We start from the raw sequence: 23,240 nt of genomic DNA on the forward strand, positions 1-23,240 counted from the left end.
TGTTACGCTTCTTGTCCATCAGCTCATAGCCCTGACGGGAAAGCTTCAGTGAGTTCTTTGCAAGTATCAGGTTTCCCTTGGTGGGAAAGGTATTCGGATCCATGTAATCACCTCGCTTCTTTTAGCGTACTGTTTCGTGATAGTACTTGTCGAGGATCTTCGTATCAATTCGGTCGAGCTCTTCTTTCGGAAGAAGTCCCAGAAGCTCCCAGCCCTTATCCAGGGTTTCGGTGATGCTTCGGTTCTCGGTTTCGGACTGGCCGACAAATTCACTCTCAAAGGCTTTACCAAATACCAGATAGCGTTTATCCAGCGGGGAAAGCTCATCCTCACCGATAACGGAAGCAAGGGCTCTGGCATCTCCAACCTTTGCATAGCAGGAGAAAAGCTGATTTGCCACGTCCTGATGGTCTGCTCTTGTATAGCCTTCACCGATACCGTCCTTCATCAGACGGGAAAGAGACGGCAGTACGTTAATAGGCGGATAGATTGCCTGTCCATGAAGCTGTCTGTCCAGAACGATCTGACCTTCGGTGATATAACCGGTAAGGTCAGGAATCGGGTGAGTGATATCATCGTTTGGCATGGTCAGGATCGGGATCTGGGTTACGGAACCCGGTTTGCCTTTTACGATACCTGCACGTTCGTACAGGGTTGCAAGCTCACTGTACAGATAACCCGGATAACCTTTACGGGACGGAATCTCACCTTTGGAGGAGGAAACCTCTCGCATGGCCTCGCAGAAGGATGTGATGTCTGTCAGGATGACCAGGATGTGCATTCCTTTTTCAAAAGCAAGATACTCTGCGGCAGTGAGGGCGATCTTCGGTGTAAGAAGACGTTCAACAACCGGATCATTTGCAAGATTCAGGAACATAACTACATGGTCTGCAGCACCGCTTTCCTCGAAGGTACGGCGGAAAAATTCCGCTACGTCATATTTGACACCCATTGCTGCGAAAACAATGGCAAAATCTTCATCAGAGTCCTCTCCCAGAGAAGCCTGCTGTACGATCTGTGCAGCCAGCTTGTCGTGTGGAAGACCATTTCCGGAAAAGATCGGAAGCTTCTGTCCTCGGATCAGGGTGGTCAGTCCGTCGATTGCGGAAATACCGGTGTTGATATAGTTTCGGGGATATTCACGTGCTACCGGGTTCAGCGGCAGACCATTGATGTTTAATTTTACATCCGGGGTGATGTCCCCCAGACCGTCGATGGGCTGTCCGATACCGTTAAAGGTTCGTCCGAGGATTTCCGGGGAAAGCCCGATCTCCATGGGACGTCCGGTCAGCCGGGTATGGGTGTTGCTTAAGGACATACCGTCTGTTCCTTCAAAAACCTGGATAACAGCCTTGTCCTCATAAATCTCAATAATACGGCCGATCTTGCGAGTCCCGTCATCCATGTGAAATTCTACGATTTCCTCATAGGAGGCATTCTTGACGCCTTCCAGGACCACCAGAGGTCCGTTTATTTCGCTTAAGCCTAAATATTCAATTGCCATAAACTTCTCCTCTCTGTTACAACTCATAGCCGGTTATGGCTATGAATGTAACTGTTCCGGCATCAGCCGTTTTTTTCCATTATGTTATCATAGAAAGTATCAATGTCCTGCTTGTATTGGTCGAATTTATCAAGCTGATTATTTGCCACATCATATTTAATGGAAATAATTTTTTCAAAAATGTTGTTCCCCTCTTTCAGTATGGAAACCGGCATTCCACGGTTGATGAGTGCACGGCATTTTTCATAAAGATAGAGGATCGTTTCCATCATTTTAAACTGTTTTTCCATTGGTACGCAGGTGTCTTCTGCGTGAAAAGCGTTCTGCTGGAGGAAGCCCAGACGGATGACTCTGGCAATTTCCAGCGTCAGTTTCTGGTCATCCGGAAGAACGTCGCTTCCGATTAGCTTGACGATCTCCATCAGGGAGCTCTCCTGATTCAGGATTGCCATGAGCTGATTTCTGTCTGCTACAAATTTCGGGGAAACATGCTCTCTGTACCATGGAGTCAGGTCTTCCAGATATTCACTGTAGCTGGTGAGCCAGTGGATTGCCGGGAAGTGACGGGCATAGGCAAGGGATTTGTCCAGTCCCCAGAAGCAGCGGACGAAACGTTTGGTGTTTTGTGTGACAGGCTCTGAGAAGTCACCACCCTGTGGAGAAACTGCTCCGATAATGGAGACAGAGCCTTCGGTTCCGTTTAAGTTCTGCATCATTCCTGCACGTTCATAGAATGCGGACAGCTTGGATGCCAGATATGCAGGGAAACCTTCCTCTGCAGGCATTTCCTCCAGACGGCCGGACAGTTCTCGAAGAGCTTCTGCCCAACGGGAAGTGGAGTCTGCCATGATAGCTACGTCGTAACCCATGTCCCGGTAATATTCCGCAAGAGTTACACCTGTATAAATAGAAGCTTCACGCGCCGCAACCGGCATGTTGGAAGTATTGGCGATCAATGTGGTTCTGTCCATCATCAGGTTTCCGGATTTCGGGTCGATCAGTTTACTGAAATCTTCCAGAACCTGAGTCATCTCGTTTCCACGTTCTCCGCATCCAATGTAGATGATAATGTCTGCATCAGACCATTTTGCAATCTGATGCTGAGTCATGGTCTTACCTGTACCGAAACCTCCCGGAACAGCGGCTGTACCGCCCTTGGCAATCGGGAAAAGAGTGTCCAGGATACGCTGGCCTGTGACAAGCGGGACGCTTGCGGGGAAACGTTTGTGGGTTGGTCTCGGGATACGGATCGGCCATTTCTGTGCAAGTGCCAGATCTTTGGTGGTTCCGTCTGCGAACTGAATGGTTACGATCGGTTCCAGAATGGTGTATGCTCCGTCAGATGCTGCGTGGATAACTGTGGCTTCTGTAAGATTCGGAGGAACCATGGATTTATGGAGAATGGAGTCTGTTTCCTGAGTTTCTGCGATAACAGAGCCGGGACCTACAACATCTCCTTCTTTTACTGTGATGTGAGTGTTCCATTTCTTTTCTGTGTCAAGAGAATCAACGCTGACACCTCGTGAAATATATTTGCCTGAGGCTTTGGCAATCTCTTCCAGAGGACGCTGGATACCATCAAAAATATTGTGGATGATTCCAGGTCCCAGAAGTACAGAAATGGCATCTCCGGTTCCTGTAACTGTATCGCCCGGTTTCAGTCCTGTAGTCTCCTCGAAAACCTGTACGGTGGTCATGCCTTTCTTCAGGCCGATGATCTCACCTACCAGATGTTCCGGACCTACATAGACCATCTCGGAAATCTTGAATCCGCTGTCGCCCTTCAGATAAATGACGGGGCCGTTGACACCGTAGATAATACCTGTATTACTCATGTTCTGGTCCTCCGTCAAACTTGAATTCTTTGTATGCTGCCTCAAAATTTCCTGCAAAAGAGTGATCGATCAGGATGTTTTTCTGAGGAATCGTAGCGCGGATACCGCCAAGAAAAGAGTCCTTTGCAAGCTGGATAGCAGTACCTGTTGTATGCTGAAGTTTCTCTGCAAGAGATCTGTCCTCCGGAGAGAGATAGATAGTGATCTCATCATTTCCCGCGAAATCCAGAGCTTCTTTGATCTTAGCAGTTAAATAGTTCTCATACTCCGGAGTTTTGGTAAAGGATTCCAGAAGTCCTTTTACTTCGGAGAAAATTTTCTCTTTTAATTCGTTTTGTTTTCTGGTCCAGTCACGCTTGATCGTGAGCTGTTCTGCGGAGAGAGCCTTGTTTATTTCACGTCGGGCGCTGGCAGTTTCCGCTTTGATCTGTGTCTGGGCGTTTTCTTCACTGAGAGTTTTGTGTTCTTCTGCCATTTTCTCCAGAGCCGCTTTATGCTCATCGAGAATGGCGGCAGCTTTTTCGTGGGCTTCCTCTACAGTGATATCATAAAAATGGCTGAGTTTTTCATCAATTGTCATGTTAACACCTGCCTGTAATATTTAGATTGTTACTGTTCTGCACCTGTTATTGTTTATTCCGTTTTCATCAATACGATTCGTGCGGTATATTTACAGTTTTAAACCAATAGCTTCATTCACATATGAAGTGATAAAATCCGGTTTGCGACCAGTACCGTGCCTGTCGGGAATTTCGATGATCAGAGGGGTCTTGTGATGAAGCTTTACATCATCTATAATTTCGGGAAACTCCCGGCCGAATTTCTCGGTCAGGAGTATGATTCCGATTTCTTTATTGGAGATAGCTTTCTGCAAAGCATCTTTTAATTCATCATGTGTGTGTACGACCACGCCCTCCACACCTGCCAGTCTCATCCCTGTGTAGGTATCGATATTGTCGCTGATCAAAAACATCTGCATCCTATAACTGTCCCAGGATCATGAAGGAGATGATCAGTCCATAAAGGGCGACACCTTCTGCAAGACCTACGAAAATAAGGGATTTACCAAGGATACTCTGATCCTCGCTGATAGCACCTAATGCTGCGCTTGCCGCACTGGCAACGGCAATACCACCACCGATACAGGAAAGTCCGGTTACAAGAGCTGCTGCGATATAACCCATACCTGTTGCAAGTGTGCCTTCAGAGCCTGCAGCTGCCTGTACGGAAGAAGCACCTGTGAACATAACTGCAATGGCGATAAGCATAGTTCCAAAGAAGAAGAAGGCGTTTACACCGAGAGCTGTTTTGTAACGTCCGCGGTTTTTTTCACCGATGAGATAGTAGCCAAATGGAAGAATGATGCTGAGTACCAGTGCGATTGCTAAAATGATCTGTGCGATTGTTGTCATAATTAAATCTCCTCTTAGTTTTTGATTTTGCTGTTCATATATATCATATTTATTCGGCTTCGAATATCTGGCTGACCGACAGATATGGGTTTCCCGAGGATGATATATAAATGAAAATAGTATAATTTCTGATGATCTTTCTGTCTATTTTACAGAGCGGAACGGCTCAAATTTACGTCCTGTACCTTTGTAGAAGCGGCTGAACATTTCATAATATTCCAGACGAAGCACCTGGATACCGACGATCAGGCCCTCCATACCACATACAAAAAGGTTTCCCAGAACTACTACTATCCAGTTCAGGTTTCCGCTTTCTGCGCCTGCAAGCATGAGAACGACTTCCATCATCGCTGCATGGCTGACTGCGAAAGCTCCGATACGGACGAAGGAAAGGGTATTGGAGAAGTAGCTTAACAGGACTTCAAACATTTCAAAAAGTCCCTGTACAACGAACATTCCCTTCTCTTTCGGCATAACTTCTGATTTCTTCTCAATGAGGGCTGTAAGTGGCTCTTTCAGGAAGATTAGGATCAATGGTACGCCGAACATGATAAACAGTACGATTCCGCCGGGAAGTGTTTTGCCATTCAGTATAAGTGCAATGGAGACAACTGCAGAGCCGTAGAATACCAGACCGGCTACTGAGTTTGTATCAAACCAGATGTGTTCTACATCTCCGGCTTTCCAGGCATTCAGGATGTTAAATACCATACATAAAAGGATCAGGCACATACCAAAACCAATGGCAACAATAAATACTGTATTCAGCTTTCCGATAAACGGAACTGACATCATATTGTTCATCGGGCGAAGCCACAGGGCAGGTATCACATCTTCGAATCCGAAGATACTTCCGAACATAAATCCGAAGATTGTGGAGAACACACCTGCACAACTGATAATGCCTGCCAGTGTGATATGTTTGAATTTATAAAGCAGGAAACCTCCGATAAAGAGCAGCAATCCCTGTCCCACATCACCGAACATTGCACCGAAAATAAAGGAATAAGTCAGTGCTACAAACCATGTGGGATCCATCTCGTTATAGGCCGGAAGACCATACATCTTAATGTACATTTCAAATGGTTTAAACAGTTTCGGGTTCTTCAGTTTCGTTGGCGGCTGCTGGTGTATACCTGGCTTCAGATGTTCGTCCTCTTCACCGTCAATAATACAGAAAATGCGGCTGTCGTCTTTGATATCATTCTGGAAAGAATGGGCATCTTTCTCTGTCATCCATCCACATAAGATATAGAAAACGTCTTTATCCCCATGTGTACATGCCGCAAGTCTGCGCACATCAAAGTTACCGGAAAGCTGTGCGATAGCATTGCGTGATGCAATGATATCTTTCTGATTTCTAAGAAGAAAATCTGCTTTTTTCTGATCGGCAGATGCCAGATCAGCAGCAGCTCTGTTGCGTGTTTCAGTCAGTTGTTCGAAAGCTTCTTTTGCTGTTCCCTCATACGTATCTGGCATATAAATACGCTCGAAGTGCATGGAAGAATAGACGGCTTTTACTTTCTGGGCTTCGTGCTCCGGGACAAAATACAGACCCCAGACATACTGGTCATCTTCATCACATTTAATGAAAATTGTGTCCAGATTTTCGTAAATATACTTTTCAAATTTCTGGTAATATTCCTTCTCAATCCTTCCGAAACGGAAGTGGATGAACTGGAATTTCAGGATTGAGGAAATATTGTAATTAATATTTCTGAACGGGCGGATCACTCGCAGAGATTCATCCAGAGCTGCAAGCTGACTCTCCAGATCAGCACGTTTATTGCTTAGTTCCTGATAATCAGACTGAATCCGGCGGATTGTATTTAAAGCCTGTTCAGTATCCATGGGTTTGGCAGAAATCTTCTCCGGATCTGCCAGTTCATCATAGAAACTGTTGGCAGTAGAGAGTGCTTCCTTATATGGATTGATTTCCATAAACGGAGAAAGACTCTCTACTGCGGTCAGCTCGGAAAGGGCATTTTCCAGATGAATTTCGTACTTGGAAAGATAGGTGTTTACCACTCTGTCAATATCGGTTTTAGGACCGGTAATGCTCAGGAACTTCATTTTCTCAATCATAAATTCACCTCCTGGTTAATGTTCTTTAAACTGCGAAGCAGTTATTCAGTTATGCGCCATATAGAAATCAACTGTTGCAAATATAACGCATGGCTTCATCATGCTGCACACCATAACGTACGCATTCAATGGCGATAGTCAGACGGTTTACTTCGTGTTCCTTGTTATACAGATAAGAATAGATCACTGCTACAGAATATGGATTTCTGTGGGATTCCTTCTCAAGGATCGAGCGGTGGATGTGGTTGTAGAATTCTTCCAGATTGGCTACGGTAAGCTGTTCATATTTGTTGCCGTACCATGTTTTCTGGAAAATTCTTCGACCTTCTTCGTATGAAGGCGCTTCCACCAAAGCTGTGATTTCTTCTTTCTTTAACTTATAATTTACAGGGATCAGCAGGGCATAAATACTTGCCGGATCCATGTTGTAATACCTTTTGGAACGCTGGATAAACTGCAGGTTCAGCATATCAAATTTCTCACCGTAAGTGCGGGTAATCTCTTCCAGATCTTTACCTTTAAACAGCTTCTTACGGATGTTCCAGATCTGGGTAAAATAGTACAGATCCAGTGCCATACCATAGTCGAAGAGAAGTGCTGTTTCATGCTCCTGGATCTTCGAAAGCGGGATATAAAATTCGTTTCCTTTGAGGCAGGAGATCAGTTCCTCCATGGTGGAACAGGTAGTGATCCGGTCTACATCAATATTGGAATGCAGACGGAAAAATTCACGGTACGGAGAAACATCTACAGGATCCGTGTCGCGGTGATCGAAGATATTTGTCATGACTTCCTTCAGTACACGGATTTCATATCGCTTGGAATACAGATCCAGAAATTTACGTTGCTCCGGGTTGGCAAAGTGATAAATTCTGGAGAAATTCTGGAATATGGATTTCTTCAGAAGCTTCTCAATTTGGCCACGGTGCAGGGTATTTTCATCCAGTGCATCCCACCTGGAAGAGTATTCCGGCATTCGCTTCAGATAGGCGGCTACCTGCGTGACATCGGAGAGTTGGAGGATTTCCTCGAACTGATCCATGGTAGTAAGCCTGCTCTGCATTGCGCGGATTTTCGTGGAAAGTCCGCTGTAGGAGAGTACGCCTCCCATTGTTTTTCACTTCCTTTCCTGATGTCATCTAGAGTGTGTCTGAAAAATCATTCCCACAAATTGTGACGCACATCTTGCAGAAAGCCTTTTTCAGACACGCTCTAGCGTTTGAGACAGATCTTTACATAGTCAGTATTTTCTCAAACAATTCTCTTGAAAGTTGTGAGTGCTGCTGTTCGTAATGAGCATCCAGTGAAGAAAAGGTAGCGTCTGTGTCTGCACGTAACTGTGCCAGGCGGGAATCTTTTTCTTCTTCCAGTTGCTGACGGATCCGTCGAATCTGCTCTGCTGTCCGGGATTCCAGCTGCTCGTCATAATTTTTACATTTCTGTTCTGCCTCTTCAGAAAGCTGTTGCTTTTGCCGGTCGCAGTCTTCCATGATGCGTTGGGCTGTAAGCTCGATTTCAGATAATTTGTTAAGTATCTGCTCCATCTTCAACCTCCTTAGTTGTCGAAATTTTACAAAAAAACCAGATTTACTATGCACAAAATAGTAATATCTGTTAGATATCATACACCCTTTTGTTTAAAAAAACCATCTAAATTTTTTTCAGAAATAAAAAAATTGTTATTTTTTAGACAAGTTAAAGAAATCTCCTGCGAATATCTGTCCGGGATGTAATTGACGTTAGGAGTATGGTATGGTAGTTTATTGGTGGCAGGAAATTGCACGCACATCTTGCGTAAAGCATTTTTCAAACACGCTCTGGAGATATAAGAAAAGGAACAGGAGATTTTTATGAGATTAAGAAATATTCCGGGAGCTCAGGATGCAATTCTGGAGAGCCCTTATGTGGTGCAGGAGCCACAGACAAAGAAAGGACACTGGGGGGAGGTTTTCGCGAAAAAGCAGCCTCTTCATATTGAAGTAGGGATGGGAAAAGGAAGATTTCTTATGGATCTGGCCCGGCTGCATCCGGATATCAATTATATAGGAATCGAGATGTATGACAGCGTTCTTCTTCGCGCATTGCAGAAGAGAGAAGAACTGGAGGAGAATGGAGAGGTTTATTCTAATTTATTTTTTATGAGAGTGGATGCCAGACTTCTGCCGGAAATCTTTGAGAAAGGTGAAGTAGATAAGATTTACTTGAACTTTTCCGATCCATGGCCAAAAGCCCGCCATGCAAAACGTCGCCTGACATCCAGAGAATTCTTGGCACGTTATGACCAGATTCTGGTTCCGGATGGAAAAGTGGAATTTAAGACAGATAATAAGGAACTGTTTGAATTTTCCCTGGAAGAAGTGGAGGAAGCCGGATGGAATCTGGAAGCTTCTACCTTTGATCTGCATCATAATGAAGAGATGGTACAGGGAAATGTTATGACAGAATATGAAGAGAAATTTTCTTCTATGGGAAATCCAATCTGTAAGATGGTGATTTCCAGAGAGTGTCACAGATAAAAAAGCAGAGCAATCATCTGGTTTATAGCAATTCCGTAGTGAAGTGGATTGCGATTATTCATTTGATTATCTATTGTGGCTGGCAGTGCATATTATAGTATAAGAAAATTTCGGGGCGCTTCGCGCCCCGAAGGAGTCAGCTGGTGAAACGAAAAAGTTCTTTCCATAATAAAATGCTACAATTCCGCTATGAACACAAAAACTTTGATAATACCTTCAGCCGCCTGCGGAAATCCGCAGAAGAGGTCAATAAAACACTTAACAAAATGTCCCAAAACGACGAAAAAAAGGAAAAATAAATGAAATAGAAAAAAAATCTGATTTTTTTTGAAAAAACCTATTGACATTTAAACGACTATTATATATAATATCACTTGCGTTGAGGGTGATGCAAAACTTCAACACAGAGAAAAACAAAAGAATATGCGCTTTTAGCTCAGTTGGTAGAGCACCTGACTCTTAATCAGGGTGTCCAGGGTTCGAACCCCTGAAGGCGCACTAAGAACACTGTTTTTGCGGACAAAGCGATTGCCGCGGGGACGGTGTTTTTTATGTTTTACGGAAAAGTGAAAAATAAAGGTGTCTGGGAAATAGAGAGAAATGAAGTATTTACGCCCCTGCGGAGAAAGTTCCACAAGGGCGTAAAAGTATTTTATGCTACTGATACCGCTTAAAGAACACAGGGTCAAGCTGGTAAATATCTTCATGCAGGAGAGAAGACTGCTGTGCAAGATGCAGATAAACTCTCTTTATAACCAGTCATCACACTTTATACAAACCATCCTGATAACATTGAAATCCCTCCCTGTTGGAAAGAGTTGATGACATTGAATTTTTATAAGTCGGAAACATATAAGACATTGCAAGAAAAAGAAAAGGGTTTGTGAAAAGATTTTAACGCTTTTCGTATCAAAAGATGCACTATGGCTTCTGATTATGTTATACTCTATACTCAGTGTATTGTCGAAAGAAGAGGAATAAGTCAAATATCTGGGTTCCGGTCTGGTCAAAGGAGGTTACGGTATCGAATGAAAAAAATACTAAAAAGAACAGGAAAAATATTTTGCCTTTTCCTGCTGATCGTGGTGCTGGTAAATATACTTTCACCTCTTTTTTGCAGGAAACCGGACGAAACATATGTGGAAAGTCTGAGAAAGACAGAATTTACATCAGAGACAGCAGGCGTAGAAAGGATTTGCTGCATTGACGATAATGAAGAGGCACTTTTGTGGAGGCTTCGTATGATTGGCACTGCGAAGGAGAGCATTGTACTGTCTACCTTTGACTTACGCGCGGATGATAATGGCACTAAAATTCTTGCCGCATTGAATTGCGCTGCGGCAAGAGGTGTGAAGATTCAGTTATTGATCGATGGAATTTATCAGCAACTGTTTCTGGCTGGAAGCAGCGATTTCCAGGCTCTGGCATCATATGAGAATGTGGAAGTGGGAGTTTACAATCCGGTGACACCGGTCAATCTGTTTAAGGTGAATTATCGCATGCATGATAAATATCTGATCGTGGATGAGAAAATGTATCTGCTGGGCGGACGCAACAGCAATGATATCTTTCTGGGGGATCAGACAAAAGGCATTAATGAAGACAGAGATATCCTGGTGTATGATACATCAGAAGGACAGGGAGAGTCTCTGAACCAGCTTGAGGATTATTTCCATAAAATATGGAAGGAAAGCTGTGTGAGCATTAAAAACGGCAAACAATCTTCCAGATATACGGATGCATACCGGCACATGGAAGAAATTTACATATCTCTGCTGAAAAGGTACAATGATATAGAAACCTACAGTGCATGGGAAAAGGATACGATAGAAGCAAACAAGATCACTCTGATCAATAATGGAATTGAGGCGGGACGAAAAACACCGCAGGTTCTCCAGACAATTCAGTATCTTACTGAAAATGCAGATCATGTAATAATACAGACTCCTTATGTGATCTGTAATGGTTACATGTATGATGTATTGCAGGGGATTTCAGATCATGCAAAGCTTCAGATCGTGCTGAATGCAGTGGAAAAAGGCTCTAATCCATGGGGCTGTACAGATTATCTTAATCAGAAAAAGAAAATTCTGGAAACAGGGGCAGATGTGTATGAACTGATGAATGATTATCCGGTTCATACAAAAGCTGTGCTGATAAATGACCGTCTGTCAGTAGTAGGTTCCTATAATCTGGATATGCGAAGTACTTATCTGGATACGGAACTGATGCTGGTAATTGACAGCGAAAAACTGAATCAGCAGATTCACGAAACAGAATCAGATTATATGGAAAAAAGCAAAGAGGTACTTGCAAACGGTCAGGAAACCGAAGGCGCAAAGTACCAGGGGAAAGTGTTGAATCGGAAAAAGAAGTTATACTACGGCGTGCTCAGGATTATCATTCGTCCTCTTCGGCAGCTGCTTTAGAGTGTGTTTGGAAAATCATTCCCAAAATCTCCTGCAAATTGTGACGCACATCTTGCGTAAAGCATTTTTCAGACACGTTCTAGAAAATAATATCACAAGTATATGTCATATAAATGTTCAGTAGCTGAAAAAAGGCGTTGTCAATCAGACTGCAGAAGATTAAAATAGACATAAAAGCAGCTGTTACAACTGTTGTTGATGTAAAGGAGGAAAAGCTTTTATGAACTTAAAGAAATTTGTGCTGGAAGGTAATCCTGTATGCAGAAAGGAAGCTGTGATCGTGGGCGATCATTTCAGGATTACAATGCTGACAACTGCCCTGATCCGTTTTGAGTACAGCGAAGACGGAGGATTTGAGGACAGAGCAACACAGATGGTATGCAATCGTGATTTCCCGGTGCCGGAATTCAGGGTGAGCGATGGCGGTGAGGAATTACATATTTACACCAAAGACCTGGAAATCCACTATGACAGGCAGAAATTTTCTCCAAGCGGTCTGATGATACGTGTAGCGGGTGGAAAAGCCAGCGAGCGCGTGTGGCATTATGGTGATGAACCAAAAGATCTGCTGGGAACAGCCAGAACCCTGGATGAAGCAGACGGTGAGATTCCGCTGAGTCATGGAATTATGTCCAGAAACGGTTTTTCAGTGCTGGATGATTCCCACACAATGGCTATGGGCGAAGATGGAATGGTAGAGCCACGTCAGGGAAACAGAGCAGACTTTTATTTCTTTGGATATGGTCACAGATATGTGGAATGTCTGCAGGATTTTTACAGATTATGTGGAAAAACACCTCTGCTTCCAAGATATACGTTCGGAAACTGGTGGAGCAGATATCACAAATACACAGAGACAGAGTACAAAGAACTGGTAGAGCGTTTTGAGAAAGAAGAAGTGCCGTTTTCTGTTGCAGTTGTAGATATGGACTGGCATCTGGTAGAGGATGTACCTCCTGTATATGGAAGCGGATGGACAGGATATACCTGGAATAAGAAGTTTTTCCCAAATCCGCCTGAATTTATGGACTGGCTGCACAAACATGGATATAAGATCACACTGAACGTACATCCGGCAGATGGAGTGCGTGCTTATGAAGAAGCCTATCCGAGAGTTGCAGAGAAGATGGGAATTGATCCTGCAAGTAAGGAACCGGTACTTTTTGATATGACAGATCCGAAATTCATTGAGACATATTTTGAGGAACTGCATCATCCGATGGAAGAAGAGGGAGTAGACTTCTGGTGGCTTGACTGGCAGCAGGGAACTGTAACCAAGGTTCCGGGACTGGATCCGCTCTGGATGCTGAACCACTATCACTATCTGGACAGCAAGTGGAAAGGAAAACGTGCGCTGACTTTCTCAAGATATGCAGGTCCAGGAAGCCACAGATACCCGGTTGGTTTTTCCGGTGATACGTTCATTACCTGGGAGAGTCTGAAATTCCAGCCATATTTCACAGCAAATGCCAGCAACATCGGTTTTGGATGGTGGAGTCATGATATCGGTGGACATATGTTTGGATACAGAGACGACGAGCTCACTGCAAGGTGGGTACAGCTTGGAGTCTTTTCACCAATGAATCGTCTGCACAGCACAGATAACCCGTTTAATGGAAAAGAACCGTGGAAATACAACCAGATTGTAGAAACAGTAATGAAGAATTTCCTGAAACTGCGTCATAAGCTAGTTCCGTATCTTTACACCATGAACCGTCGTGCAAGCAGAGCGGGACTGCCGCTGGTACAGCCGATGTATTATCTGGAGCCGGAGCGTGAGGAAACCTATGAAGTACCGAACAACTATTATTTCGGCACAGAGATGATGGTATCTCCAATCACAGATAAGCTGGATCCGGTAACAGGACTTGCAGGCGCAAAGACATGGATTCCGCAGGGAATCTGGTATGATTTCTTTAACGGAAGAGCATATAAGGGCGGCAGAAAAGTGGATCTCTGGAGAGATATTTATGAGATGCCGGTACTTGTGCGTGAAGGCAGCATCATTCCACTGAAGGACATGGAAGGATATGATAATTCCATTGAGAATCCTGAGAAACTGGAAGTACTTGTATATCCTGGAGAATCAGGAGAATTTGTACTTTGGGAAGACGGTGGGGACACACCGGAAGACCTGGATGAGAATTGGGTATCCACCAGAATGACGAAGACTGCAGATGAGAATGGAACAGTATTTATTGTAGAAGCTGCACAGGGAAATACAGCAGTGATCCCGCAGAAACGTTCCTGGAAGATCCGCTTCTGCAACATTCAGGACAAACCGCAGGAGGTTACTGTAAACGGACAGGTATATAAGGATGCAGAGTTCGCAGAGGATAAGAAGCTTCATGGAACAATAGTGATCCTCAAGGATGTGCCGGCAGATGCACAGGTGAAGGTTACTTTTGCGGCAGATGCAGCTGTTTATCAGAGAGATTATGCAGAAGAGGTCTATGAGATTCTGGAAAAAGCACAGATTACCTATGCACAGAAGACAGAGGTTTATAAAGTAGTGAAAGAGCTGGGCACAGAGGCAGTGCCAGTTCTGGTATCCATGAATTTGAATCCGTCATTGCTTGGGGTACTGATGGAGATTCTTACAATGGGAATTTAACCGAATCAAGCTAGTGTGCCAACAAGTTGATTTCTCGAACAATCTTGCGTCTAAATTTCTTATTTCCGCGTTGGCGTCGGTCGCCGTAGCCACCGCTACGCCTCCTTCCTCCGCCTTGAAATAAGAAAATTTATCCTGCAAGATTGTTTCAAGAATCAACTTGTCGGCACACTAGTTCTCTGCGGTAACACAAAAATCCCGCTCACAGTTGTGTCTTACTGTGAGCGGGATTTCACATTTTAAAAGAAGGAGTGCCGGATCTTGCGATCCGGCAAGTATGAAAAAGAAAAAGTTTTATTATAAATAAAGCGTTTGCTTTATTTGCTTATTAATATACAGGGAAAATGTGTGCAAAATGTGATGGACTGTTGAAGAAATTGTGATTAAATTCTAAAAAACTTATAAAAAAAAGAAAAAGACCTGAAAAGGTCTGTAAAAAGAAGGAGGGCCGGACCTTACGGTCCGGCATAAGTATGAAAAAGAAAAAAGTTAAAAATCTATGTGAAAAAGCATTTGCAACCTGTCTGTAAAGCATTTGCTTTATTTGCTTATTAATATACAGGGAATTTGTGAGCAAAATGTGATGGACTGTTGAAAAAAACGTGATTAAATTCTAAAAAACTTATAAATTGGAAGTAAGATTACTGTTCACACACCACTATCCCGCGAGGTGTTTTGGCATGAATATGCCAAAATCCCGAGACATACAAGCCAAAATTCCATTGCCGCAGGCAATCTGGAATGAATTTTGGCTACGTTACTGTGAACGGAGTGAACAATAACGTAGGAAGAAAACACAAGGTGGAAAACTGAAAATAAGCATTGTAAAAATCCGAACTGTAATTTATAATAAAATTCAATGGTAACGGTTCAATATCTTTACAGTTACAAATAATGAGAAACAAGGAGGAAAACATGAAAAGAGAAACAGTCGTCGTACTGGATTTCGGCGGTCAGTACAATCAGCTGGTTGCCAGACGTGTGAGAGAATGTAACGTATACTGCGAAATCTATTCATACAAGACCGATCTTGAGAAAATCAAGGCAATGAATCCTAAGGGAATCATCCTTACCGGTGGTCCGAACAGCTGCTATGAGGCAGATTCACCTACATGCAATAAAGAATTATTTGAGCTTGGTATTCCTGTTCTGGGACTTTGCTATGGCGCACAGCTTATGATGCATGTTCTGGGCGGAAAAGTTGAGAAAGCAGATGTGAGCGAATATGGAAAGACAGAGGTTCTGGTAGATAAGACAGATTCCAAAATCTTCAAAGACGTATCTGATAAAACAATCTGCTGGATGAGCCACACAGATTACATTTCCCAGGTTGCACCAGGATTTGAGATTGCTGCTCACACAGCAGACTGTCCGGTAGCAACTGCACAGAATGAGGAGAAGAAGCTGTATGCGATCCAGTTCCATCCGGAAGTGCTTCATACAGTAGAAGGAAAGAAGATGCTTTCCAACTTCGTACTTGGTGTATGCGGATGTGCCGGAGACTGGAAAATGGATGCCTTTGTTGAGCACACTATCAGAGAAATCCGCGAGAAGGTCGGGGATGGAAAAGTTCTCCTTGCCCTGTCAGGTGGTGTTGACTCTTCCGTTGCAGCAGGACTTCTTTCCAGAGCAATCGGCAAGCAGCTTACCTGTGTATTTGTAGATCATGGTCTTCTTCGTAAAGATGAGGGAGATGAGGTTGAGGGTGTATTCGGACCAAACGGTCAGTTTGACCTGAACTTTATTCGCGTCAATGCACAGCAGAGATATTATGACAAGCTGGCAGGTGTTACAGAGCCTGAAGCAAAACGTAAGATCATCGGTGAAGAATTTATCCGTATTTTTGAAGAAGAGGCCAAGAAGATTGGTGCGGTAGATTTCCTGGCACAGGGAACTATTTATCCGGACGTTGTAGAGAGTGGTCTGGGCGGAGAGTCCGCAGTGATCAAATCTCACCACAATGTAGGCGGACTTCCGGATTTCGTTGATTTCAAGGAAATCATCGAACCGCTCCGCGACCTTTTCAAGGATGAGGTTCGTAAAGCAGGTCTGGAGCTTGGAATTCCGGAGAGACTGGTATTCCGTCAGCCATTCCCGGGACCGGGACTTGGAATCCGTATTATCGGTGAAGTTACTGCAGAGAAGGTTCGTATTGTACAGGATGCAGATTTCATTTATCGTGAAGAGGTAGACAATGCTGCAGCTGAGTATAAGAAAGAACATGGTGAAGATCCTTCATGGATGCCGAACCAGTACTTTGCAGCACTGACAAATATGCGAAGTGTAGGCGTTATGGGTGACTTCAGAACTTATGATTACGCTGTAGCGCTCCGCGCAGTGAAGACCATCGACTTCATGACAGCTGAATCTGCTGAGATTCCGTATGCAGTACTGAATAAGGTTATGAACCGCATTATTAACGAAGTTAAGGGCGTTAACCGCGTATTCTATGACCTGACCAGCAAGCCACCGGGTACGATTGAGTTTGAATAGTTGAAGCTGAGCTGTAAAGCCTTTGTTTACAAGGGTTTTACAGCTTTTCCTTTATAGGATTGCATTTTCATTGCATTATTTTTCTTCAACTGTTCTGTGATAGATTGCTGTATGCTGATTGCTGGTGTAATCGGCAACACTGGTTGTTGCCGGAGTATAAGTGAGAACGCCAGTTAATTTTTTGGCAACTTCCACGTTGGTGTTGGGATATAAATGTCCATAGGTTCCTAACGTGGTCTGTATCTTTTCATGCCCCAGACGTTCTTTAATCAATAAAGGATTTTCTCCCATACTGATGAGCAGGGAAGCATGGGAATGTCTGAGTGCATGAATTTTGATACGGTGTACGCCTGCCAATCCAGCAAGCTTTTCTAATGCCCGTGGGAGGGTGTGCTTACTGGTGGGAATCCCATTATAGCTTAGTACAAGGTCGCAGCCCTTTAAAACCTTTTGCTGTACTTCCTGCCATGCTTTTAATTCTTTAATGGTATCTGTGTCAATATAGATAGTGCGAATACTGGCTTGTGTCTTTGGTTCCACAAATTTGTATTCATCCATTGTTTTATAGTACAGCGTTTTCGTTATACTTAAAAGTCCGGTTTCAAAGTTGATGTCCGACCATTGCAGGGCTGCGGCTTCTCCGATTCTCATTCCGGTCATAAACAGGAGCCAGTATGAGATGAAAAGGTAATGTTCGTAATAATCGCCCTTGTAGAGCAGGGAAATTACCTTTTGAAATTCATCCAGTGTCCAAAAATCCACTTTTGTTTTCTTGCTCTTGATGTTTCCTATCATTCGTGACGGATTTTTCTTTGCAAGACCGAGAACAACTGCTCTGTCAAAGGCAATGGAGAGCATACCCTGTACAATACGGATATAGTTTGGACTAAATTCTTTTGCGAGTTCAAGCTGCCAGTTCTGGACGTTAATGGGTTCTATCTCATCCACCGTCATTTTGTAAAAGTATGAAAAATGCTTCTGAATGGTAGAACGGCGGTTCAGATAGGTACTTTCCTTTACCTGTGTTTTATACCAAGGCAGGTAAGTTTCTTCAATGAACTGTTGAAAGGATAGCTGCTGTTTCTTTTCCGTTAATTCCTCTGTGGATGTCAGCATAAGCTTTGAATATGCTTCTCTAGCTTCCTTTTTTGTCTTGAATCCGCTTTTGTATTTCTGAATCTGTTTTCCGGTAATCGGATGAAAACCTAAGTTTGCTCTAAAATAATAAGTTCCGTTTTCTGCTTTCTTAATAGGGTCTTTTGCCATGATTTCACTCCTTACATAAATGTGCAAGAAGTACAATCAGTTTGATTTATCAGTAAAAGTAATCCCTAGCAATTCTTCCACAGCTTCTCTGGGAACCCTGTCCAGTTTGCGTGACTGATAGTAGGTATGCCCTTTTGAAATCATAAGTTTCTTTGCTTCTCTTATGATGTCTGCTGCGAATGAAGTCCCATAACCCAGTTCTATTAAGTCTTTTTTTGTTACTGTAATCATGTTCCTCCTTTCCATAGACCAGATATGGAACCCTCAATATCTGTCTATATTATATCAGATTTTATGGCAAAAGTAATATTAAGATTGTATTTCCTGCAAATAGTTATTTGATTTTGAATGAAAAATTATAATTCAAAATAGTATATAAGCAAGCCGAACAGCTTTCGCTAAAGCTCATGGGAATCTCACCCCTGCATGGTTCTCATCCAGCCGTACCCTTTGTCAGCGGTGCTACATCATCACACAGACTAAAGCTGTACGGAAGTATCATTATCACGATAGAAAGGTCATGGCGGCAGCTTTTGCGGTAAGCTGCTTATGGAACGCTGGCAGGAATCGCTATCCGGTTTCATCCCTCCTTTGGTGGGTCACGGCGTGCCAGCCCAACGGCTCTCTTTCTATCGAAACGTATTCGGCTGCTTTATGCTGCGTTGATTAGACGCTTTCTTTTTCAAGGAACAATCCGGCTTTGTCAGCCTGTTAAAGTGCACTGGTGATAATGCACTTTAATAGACTGGCAAGCTCTGTCTGGGAAGCATGAGCTTGTCCATGCTTCCACAGGAGAGCGTTATTTCTAGTTGGGTTCCCTGATTTCAAAAGATAAAATCTTTGCAATCAGACGTGTTTCCATCCGGCGGCGTAGGGTTTCATCTACAACCATGTGGGTATTCCCGTATTCGTCTTTCATGGGACGCATGGAACGGCTGGCAATAAAACCGCTGTAATGGCGTACAATCTGGTTGACTGCTTCAATGTCACCATCCGCAGCCCTTACAATCACAGGAAACGGAATCATAGGGTGCTTTGCTGTCATGCTTCTTCCTCCATAAATTTTTTGATAAATTCCAGTCCGGCGTGTCTTCTTCTCTGTATGGTAGAACGGTTGACTTCCAGAATTTTTGAAATCTCCGTATCGTCAAATCCAAGAAAATAATATCTCAGGATAACGTTACGTTTCTTTCCATCCAGATTTTCTAATGCTTCTGCTAACAGGTTGTTTTCAATGCGGACAGTAAATCCATCCATTTCAAAAGTATGGAAGTGGGATGGATAGGTGTCTTCGGAAGAAAACAGATTGACGGTGTAATCGTCCATATCACAGAACAGGGTTTCCCGTTTACACTGTCTGGACAACGCTTTGAGATAGTCTTTGCGTTCATCCTCCATAGCGACTTTACAGATGTAATCAAACTGGTTCTCTATGGTTGTCTGAAATTCAGATGGCTTCATCATTGCTCACCCCCTTTCCAGCCTTGAAAGGGAGCGAGTTGATAGGAATCTCTGCTTCTTTCCCCCTTTTCGCTCTTAGTCCCGACAGGACAGGGGGTGCAGTTGCGTTTTGAGAAGAAAAATTTAAAAACTTTTTCTTCCAACTAAAAAAGCACGCAAACAGACGATATTTCTGCTTGTGTGCTTCGATAGTTCTTTCTATGTATTCTGAAAAACCACATTGATGGTCAGACTTTTCTAGTGTAGGTGGATGGCTTTTTTTAACGGTTTACCGAATGTAGATATATTTAAGAAAATATTTTGCATAGCGGCTTCCTCCTGTAAGCCGCTGTCTGTATAAAGTAGTAGACTTTAAAAATCATCTATATTTCATGCAAAAAAAGACGGCGGCTTTTGTTAAACCGTCGTCTGGAAAAGATGATGTGATTTTTGACGCAGGGAAAGTATGCTGCCAAATAACGGTTTTTTTTATTTCCGTTTCGGCAACATAGTTTTATCTTTAATACGCATAATAGGAACTGTACGACTATATAATACGTTTTTTTATACCTGTCGCTATTACAACAGGAACAGTAAAATGTACAGAGGTGGTGTATTATGCGTAAAAAAGAAGATAAATATGATTTCAGGGCGTTTGGGCTTGCCATAAAAGAAGCCCGTAAAAAACAGGGTTTGACCCGTGAACAGGTGGGAGCAATGATTGAGATTGACCCACGCTATTTAACCAATATTGAGAATAAAGGGCAGCACCCCAGTTTACAGGTGCTGTACGACCTTGTATCTCTGCTGAATGTATCAGTGGATGAGTTCTTTTTATCCTCTGATAGTCTGGCAAAAAGTAGCAGACGAAGACAGCTTGAAAGCAAAATTGACAATTTTACAGACGCAGACCTTGTTATCATGGAAAGCGTTGCGGATGGTATTGTCAAATACAAGGAAATGGAAGATAAATAACTTCTATTGCCTGCAAGAATAAGATTGAAATTAAAATGAGCCGATAGTCTATAAGCTATATAGCTTATAAATTATCGGCTCTGCGTCTAGGCGTCTGGCTCTTTGATAATGGTTGTAATTCCGTTTTTTATTGTCACTAAATTTTCTCTTTTGCATTTTGGACAAAAGAGAGGGAAATTTACCAGTTCCGTGTCTTTGCGTATTTTAGTTCGTGTCTTGTTGTTACAGACAGGACAAAGTACCCATATTTGTTGTTCTGCCATAAAAATCACCTGCCTTATGGAATAGCTGAAAATAGAATTGAAAGAGTGTTATTTATAAAGCGATGCCACATTCTAAGGCTAGGAACATAAGTTTTTCTGCTTTACTTAGCCCATATTCACACAAATCTCTAATATCCCAAGTATCATTATCTAAACAATCAGCTCCATATAAAAATTGAAGAAAAGGAATATTCCTAAATGTACAAACAGCTAAAGCTGCTGAAAATTCTAATTCAACAGTAATACAGCCTTGAGCTTTTCGGTCATTGATAATACCTAAAGTTTCTCTATATATTCCATCAGTAGTCCAACTTTTTCCTGTTATATAAGGGCAGTTATACTTGTCTAAACATGAAATTAATGTATTTATGTATTCTGGGTTTACTGATAATTCCTGATTTGCAGGAATATAGTGATAGCTTGTTCCCTCATCTCTAACCGCAGAGGTGGGGATAATGATTTTATCTTTTACGGAATCATTTAAAATACCACAACTTCCAAAAAGAATAATTTTTTTTGCTCCTAATGCAATAATTTCCTCTAAGCCAGATACACAAGCAGACGCACCAACTAATGATAAATAAAAAGCTATTTCTTTTCCTTTATAATTGATTTTATATACCGGATTTACTCCATTTGCTGTATATAATTCTGCAATTTTTTGAACGGAGTTCAAAGAGATAAATTTATCAATAATGTTTTTGGAAAATGTGGAAATACATACTTCGGGGAAATTATCAATGGGCTTTGTACAATCTGTGGGATTGATTAACGCTGTTTTTTCTTCATAGAATTTCTGAAAAATAGTAGTATCCATATTCTACACATCCTTTCCAAATTATTTTAAAAGAATATTTTTTATAATATACAAGATGTTTTCGGGTATTTGAGGACTTATAAGCATAAGGTTGCTATACAGCCGTACTCCTTGATAAGAAAATATAATTATATCAATAATAGCTTCGGCATTTACTTCGTTAAATTCTTTTGTTTTTATTCCATAAGCAATTAAAGATTCCCAAGTCTTTTTACTTAATAAATATTGCTCATATAGCAGACTTTCATTGCCTTTACGCTGTAAAGTACTAAAAAATTCATAAATTGCTAAAGTTAAACAATTACTACTATCTAACATTTCTATTTGATAGCGATTTAATAGTTCTAATAGAATTTGTTTAGCAGGAACTAGACTTTCGATTTTGTTTAAAACTTCATTTTCTTGTGTTTGCATAAGAGAGTTAATGATATGAGAAAAAATTTCTTCGGTACTTGAATAGTGTCTATAAAGACCACCTCGACTAAGTCCGGTTTTTTCACATATATCTTTCATTGTGACTTCTTTAAATCCCTTTTCTGCAAATAATTTGTATGCTTCTGAACAAATAAGTTCTTTGGTCTTATCGCCTTTAGCACTCACTACTATAACCTCCTTTGCGACACATATGTCCCTTTTGATAATTATGCGACATTTATGTCGCAAAGTCAAGAGCTATTTCACAATCTTCCAGTTTTCTCCGTTCTTTTCCAGCACAAGGTCAAACTGCGATACCTGTGTTGTCATGGTCTGGTTGTCCAGATATTTTACTGCAAGGGAAGCGGTCACCTGATTTCCGTTTCGGTTGTAGACCGGATTTACCAGTTCCGAGAAAATATACTCTTTTCCCACAGGTTTCAGCACACCCTCATTTACATAATAGGTCAGCTCCTTTGCGGTTGCCGTAGGGTACAGCTTGAAAAAGGTAGTGAGAAATTCGTTGATTTCCTCCGTGGTGATGGAATCCACCGTACCGTCACTTTGTACTGCTTTTGGGGTGTAGCCGGATTTTACGGGAACGCTGGTGATGGTTGGGTTTTGGATAATCGTCAGGTTTCCAGAGCCGTCCACATAGACCGTTACCTGATAGGCGGAACGGACGGTTTTACTGGATTCTCCCTCTGTGATACGCTGTTCCACCGTATAGGTCACTTGATAATGCTGCTCCTTTTCTTCTGTGATTTCCCATATCTGAAAATCGGTCAGGGCAGACGATACGGGGATGTCCTTTCGGACAGTATCTACATTCAGGGCTTGCAGTTCTCCGGTAAGATACCCTTTTAAAGCATTTGTCCGGTTATCAATGGAAGCAGCGGACTGTTCCCATGAATAGTAGACTTCTGCGAAATTCTCCACAAAATTCTCTATCTTGTGGGTGTCGAGGATGGTTTCCTCAATTACTTTGGTTTCATGGACAGTATGAATGTCTATTGCCGTGAAATTCTTATAGACGGCAAACAGGAAGCTCACTGCCAGCAGCACCCACAGGGCAATCACGGTTTTTTTATGGGTATTGACTTTGTAGACTTTCAGTTTCTTTTCTTTCTGCTTTTTCTGGTTTTCCTCTTTTCTAATCTGAATCATATCGGTTCAT

At 42.4% G+C, this 23,240-nt stretch carries 22 protein-coding genes, 1 tRNA gene and 1 pseudogene; 7 read left to right on the forward strand and 17 right to left on the reverse strand.

The genetic code is table 11. The features are described from left to right. The 8 genes and pseudogenes from AC075J_RS08655 to AC075J_RS08690 all read right to left on the reverse strand — a co-directional run. Window positions 1-103: pseudogene (locus AC075J_RS08655) on the reverse strand (V-type ATP synthase subunit D); the annotation flags it as partial. An 18-nt stretch (window positions 104-121) separates the two neighbouring features. Beyond that, window positions 122-1,504, reverse strand: coding sequence for a V-type ATP synthase subunit B (locus AC075J_RS08660; RefSeq protein ID WP_281218187.1), 1,383 nt, complete (start codon window positions 1,502-1,504; stop codon window positions 122-124). Between the two features lie 62 nt (window positions 1,505-1,566). Continuing rightward, window positions 1,567-3,339, reverse strand: a complete 1,773-nt coding sequence (locus AC075J_RS08665) for a V-type ATP synthase subunit A (protein ID WP_281218186.1) — start codon at window positions 3,337-3,339, stop codon at window positions 1,567-1,569. Continuing rightward, window positions 3,332-3,919 carry a V-type ATP synthase subunit E gene (locus tag AC075J_RS08670; RefSeq protein ID WP_025578303.1) on the reverse strand — a complete coding sequence of 196 codons (588 nt, stop codon included), beginning with the start codon at window positions 3,917-3,919 and terminating at the stop codon, window positions 3,332-3,334. The genes AC075J_RS08665 and AC075J_RS08670 overlap by 8 nt, the downstream gene beginning before the upstream one ends. 90 nt (window positions 3,920-4,009) lie before the next feature. Beyond that, window positions 4,010-4,318, reverse strand: a complete 309-nt coding sequence (locus AC075J_RS08675; RefSeq protein ID WP_008705340.1) for a V-type ATP synthase subunit F — start codon at window positions 4,316-4,318, stop codon at window positions 4,010-4,012. Between the two features lies 1 nt (window position 4,319). Then, window positions 4,320-4,751, reverse strand: coding sequence for an ATP synthase subunit C (locus tag AC075J_RS08680; RefSeq protein WP_008705339.1), 432 nt, complete (start codon window positions 4,749-4,751; stop codon window positions 4,320-4,322). A 144-nt stretch (window positions 4,752-4,895) separates the two neighbouring features. Further along, on the reverse strand, window positions 4,896-6,836 hold the full coding sequence (locus AC075J_RS08685; RefSeq protein ID WP_173702928.1) for a V-type ATP synthase subunit I: 1,941 nt from the start codon (window positions 6,834-6,836) through the stop codon (window positions 4,896-4,898). A 67-nt stretch (window positions 6,837-6,903) separates the two neighbouring features. Then, window positions 6,904-7,947, reverse strand: a complete 1,044-nt coding sequence (locus AC075J_RS08690; RefSeq protein ID WP_055200175.1) for a V0D/AC39 family V-type ATPase subunit — start codon at window positions 7,945-7,947, stop codon at window positions 6,904-6,906. Window positions 7,948-7,996: 49 nt separating this feature from the next. Here AC075J_RS08690 and AC075J_RS08695 point away from each other — a divergent pair, with 49 nt between their 5' ends. Beyond that, window positions 7,997-8,059, forward strand: coding sequence for a DUF6783 domain-containing protein (locus tag AC075J_RS08695; RefSeq protein WP_368199339.1), 63 nt, complete (start codon window positions 7,997-7,999; stop codon window positions 8,057-8,059). Window positions 8,060-8,068: 9 nt separating this feature from the next. Here the strand turns inward: AC075J_RS08695 and AC075J_RS08700 are convergent, their stop codons facing one another. Continuing rightward, window positions 8,069-8,380 carry a hypothetical protein gene (locus tag AC075J_RS08700; RefSeq protein WP_118616795.1) on the reverse strand — a complete coding sequence of 104 codons (312 nt, stop codon included), beginning with the start codon at window positions 8,378-8,380 and terminating at the stop codon, window positions 8,069-8,071. A gap of 306 nt (window positions 8,381-8,686) precedes the next feature. On the opposite strand from AC075J_RS08700, the gene trmB reads away from it, so the two are divergent. From trmB to guaA, 5 genes are all read left to right on the forward strand, one after another. Beyond that, window positions 8,687-9,352: a tRNA (guanosine(46)-N7)-methyltransferase TrmB gene (trmB, locus tag AC075J_RS08705; protein WP_055200173.1), complete on the forward strand. Its 666-nt coding sequence runs from the start codon at window positions 8,687-8,689 to the stop codon at window positions 9,350-9,352. 425 nt (window positions 9,353-9,777) lie between these two features. Further along, window positions 9,778-9,850: transfer RNA gene (locus tag AC075J_RS08710), tRNA-Lys, on the forward strand. A gap of 530 nt (window positions 9,851-10,380) precedes the next feature. Next, a complete protein-coding gene (locus AC075J_RS08715; RefSeq protein ID WP_022379960.1) occupies window positions 10,381-11,781 on the forward strand; it encodes a phospholipase D-like domain-containing protein in 1,401 nt (466 codons plus the stop codon). A gap of 220 nt (window positions 11,782-12,001) precedes the next feature. After that, a complete protein-coding gene (locus AC075J_RS08720) occupies window positions 12,002-14,395 on the forward strand; it encodes a glycoside hydrolase family 31 protein (protein WP_055200171.1) in 2,394 nt (797 codons plus the stop codon). A gap of 915 nt (window positions 14,396-15,310) precedes the next feature. Further along, complete coding sequence (gene guaA / locus AC075J_RS08725) at window positions 15,311-16,888, forward strand: glutamine-hydrolyzing GMP synthase (protein ID WP_008705330.1); 1,578 nt, start codon at window positions 15,311-15,313, stop codon at window positions 16,886-16,888. Window positions 16,889-16,963: 75 nt separating this feature from the next. Here the strand turns inward: guaA and AC075J_RS08730 are convergent, their stop codons facing one another. The 4 genes from AC075J_RS08730 to AC075J_RS08745 form a co-directional block, all read right to left on the reverse strand. Then, window positions 16,964-18,154 carry a site-specific integrase gene (locus tag AC075J_RS08730; protein ID WP_336302999.1) on the reverse strand — a complete coding sequence of 397 codons (1,191 nt, stop codon included), beginning with the start codon at window positions 18,152-18,154 and terminating at the stop codon, window positions 16,964-16,966. Window positions 18,155-18,190: 36 nt separating this feature from the next. Beyond that, window positions 18,191-18,385, reverse strand: coding sequence for a DUF3173 domain-containing protein (locus AC075J_RS08735; protein WP_011861908.1), 195 nt, complete (start codon window positions 18,383-18,385; stop codon window positions 18,191-18,193). 574 nt (window positions 18,386-18,959) lie between these two features. Beyond that, entirely contained in the window at window positions 18,960-19,199 is a 240-nt protein-coding gene (locus AC075J_RS08740) for a helix-turn-helix domain-containing protein (protein ID WP_117761128.1), read from the reverse strand. Beyond that, window positions 19,196-19,618, reverse strand: coding sequence for an RNA polymerase sigma factor (locus AC075J_RS08745; protein WP_476390243.1), 423 nt, complete (start codon window positions 19,616-19,618; stop codon window positions 19,196-19,198). Before AC075J_RS08745 ends, AC075J_RS08740 begins: the two co-directional genes overlap by 4 nt. 594 nt (window positions 19,619-20,212) lie before the next feature. Here AC075J_RS08745 and AC075J_RS08750 point away from each other — a divergent pair. After that, a complete protein-coding gene (locus AC075J_RS08750; protein WP_103900081.1) occupies window positions 20,213-20,569 on the forward strand; it encodes a helix-turn-helix domain-containing protein in 357 nt (118 codons plus the stop codon). 86 nt (window positions 20,570-20,655) lie between these two features. Here AC075J_RS08750 and AC075J_RS08755 read toward each other — a convergent pair whose 3' ends face one another. The 4 genes from AC075J_RS08755 to AC075J_RS08770 form a co-directional block, all read right to left on the reverse strand. Beyond that, window positions 20,656-20,832 carry a cysteine-rich KTR domain-containing protein gene (locus AC075J_RS08755; protein ID WP_476390244.1) on the reverse strand — a complete coding sequence of 59 codons (177 nt, stop codon included), beginning with the start codon at window positions 20,830-20,832 and terminating at the stop codon, window positions 20,656-20,658. A gap of 52 nt (window positions 20,833-20,884) precedes the next feature. Beyond that, window positions 20,885-21,649 (reverse strand): nucleoside phosphorylase, encoded by a 765-nt coding sequence (locus AC075J_RS08760; protein ID WP_117761132.1) that lies wholly within the window; start codon window positions 21,647-21,649, stop codon window positions 20,885-20,887. A gap of 21 nt (window positions 21,650-21,670) precedes the next feature. Next, window positions 21,671-22,249 carry a TetR/AcrR family transcriptional regulator gene (locus AC075J_RS08765; protein ID WP_117761134.1) on the reverse strand — a complete coding sequence of 193 codons (579 nt, stop codon included), beginning with the start codon at window positions 22,247-22,249 and terminating at the stop codon, window positions 21,671-21,673. A gap of 72 nt (window positions 22,250-22,321) precedes the next feature. Then, on the reverse strand, window positions 22,322-23,230 hold the full coding sequence (locus AC075J_RS08770) for a conjugal transfer protein (protein WP_118762957.1): 909 nt from the start codon (window positions 23,228-23,230) through the stop codon (window positions 22,322-22,324). Between the last annotated feature and the right edge of the window lie 10 nt (window positions 23,231-23,240).

The organism is Blautia sp. ZXY-1-C6 (assembly GCF_056339875.1).

Bases quoted from the DNA above. Each gene is read 5' to 3' on its own strand.
- AC075J_RS08750 (WP_103900081.1), top strand. From the start codon at position 20,213: ATGCGTAAAAAAGAAGATAAATATGATTTCAGGGCGTTTGGGCTTGCC.
- trmB (WP_055200173.1), top strand. From the start codon at position 8,687: ATGAGATTAAGAAATATTCCGGGAGCTCAGGATGCAATTCTGGAGAGC.
- AC075J_RS08700 (WP_118616795.1), bottom strand. From the start codon at position 8,380: ATGGAGCAGATACTTAACAAATTATCTGAAATCGAGCTTACAGCCCAA.
- AC075J_RS08690 (WP_055200175.1), bottom strand. From the start codon at position 7,947: ATGGGAGGCGTACTCTCCTACAGCGGACTTTCCACGAAAATCCGCGCA.
- AC075J_RS08740 (WP_117761128.1), bottom strand. From the start codon at position 19,199: ATGACAGCAAAGCACCCTATGATTCCGTTTCCTGTGATTGTAAGGGCT.
- AC075J_RS08730 (WP_336302999.1), bottom strand. From the start codon at position 18,154: ATGGCAAAAGACCCTATTAAGAAAGCAGAAAACGGAACTTATTATTTT.
- AC075J_RS08720 (WP_055200171.1), top strand. From the start codon at position 12,002: ATGAACTTAAAGAAATTTGTGCTGGAAGGTAATCCTGTATGCAGAAAG.
- AC075J_RS08755 (WP_476390244.1), bottom strand. From the start codon at position 20,832: ATGGCAGAACAACAAATATGGGTACTTTGTCCTGTCTGTAACAACAAG.
- guaA (WP_008705330.1), top strand. From the start codon at position 15,311: ATGAAAAGAGAAACAGTCGTCGTACTGGATTTCGGCGGTCAGTACAAT.
- AC075J_RS08660 (WP_281218187.1), bottom strand. From the start codon at position 1,504: ATGGCAATTGAATATTTAGGCTTAAGCGAAATAAACGGACCTCTGGTG.
- AC075J_RS08680 (WP_008705339.1), bottom strand. From the start codon at position 4,751: ATGACAACAATCGCACAGATCATTTTAGCAATCGCACTGGTACTCAGC.
- AC075J_RS08670 (WP_025578303.1), bottom strand. From the start codon at position 3,919: ATGACAATTGATGAAAAACTCAGCCATTTTTATGATATCACTGTAGAG.
- AC075J_RS08685 (WP_173702928.1), bottom strand. From the start codon at position 6,836: ATGATTGAGAAAATGAAGTTCCTGAGCATTACCGGTCCTAAAACCGAT.
- AC075J_RS08665 (WP_281218186.1), bottom strand. From the start codon at position 3,339: ATGAGTAATACAGGTATTATCTACGGTGTCAACGGCCCCGTCATTTAT.
- AC075J_RS08735 (WP_011861908.1), bottom strand. From the start codon at position 18,385: ATGATTACAGTAACAAAAAAAGACTTAATAGAACTGGGTTATGGGACT.
- AC075J_RS08715 (WP_022379960.1), top strand. From the start codon at position 10,381: ATGAAAAAAATACTAAAAAGAACAGGAAAAATATTTTGCCTTTTCCTG.
- AC075J_RS08745 (WP_476390243.1), bottom strand. From the start codon at position 19,618: ATGATGAAGCCATCTGAATTTCAGACAACCATAGAGAACCAGTTTGAT.
- AC075J_RS08760 (WP_117761132.1), bottom strand. From the start codon at position 21,649: ATGGATACTACTATTTTTCAGAAATTCTATGAAGAAAAAACAGCGTTA.
- AC075J_RS08770 (WP_118762957.1), bottom strand. From the start codon at position 23,230: ATGATTCAGATTAGAAAAGAGGAAAACCAGAAAAAGCAGAAAGAAAAG.
- AC075J_RS08675 (WP_008705340.1), bottom strand. From the start codon at position 4,318: ATGCAGATGTTTTTGATCAGCGACAATATCGATACCTACACAGGGATG.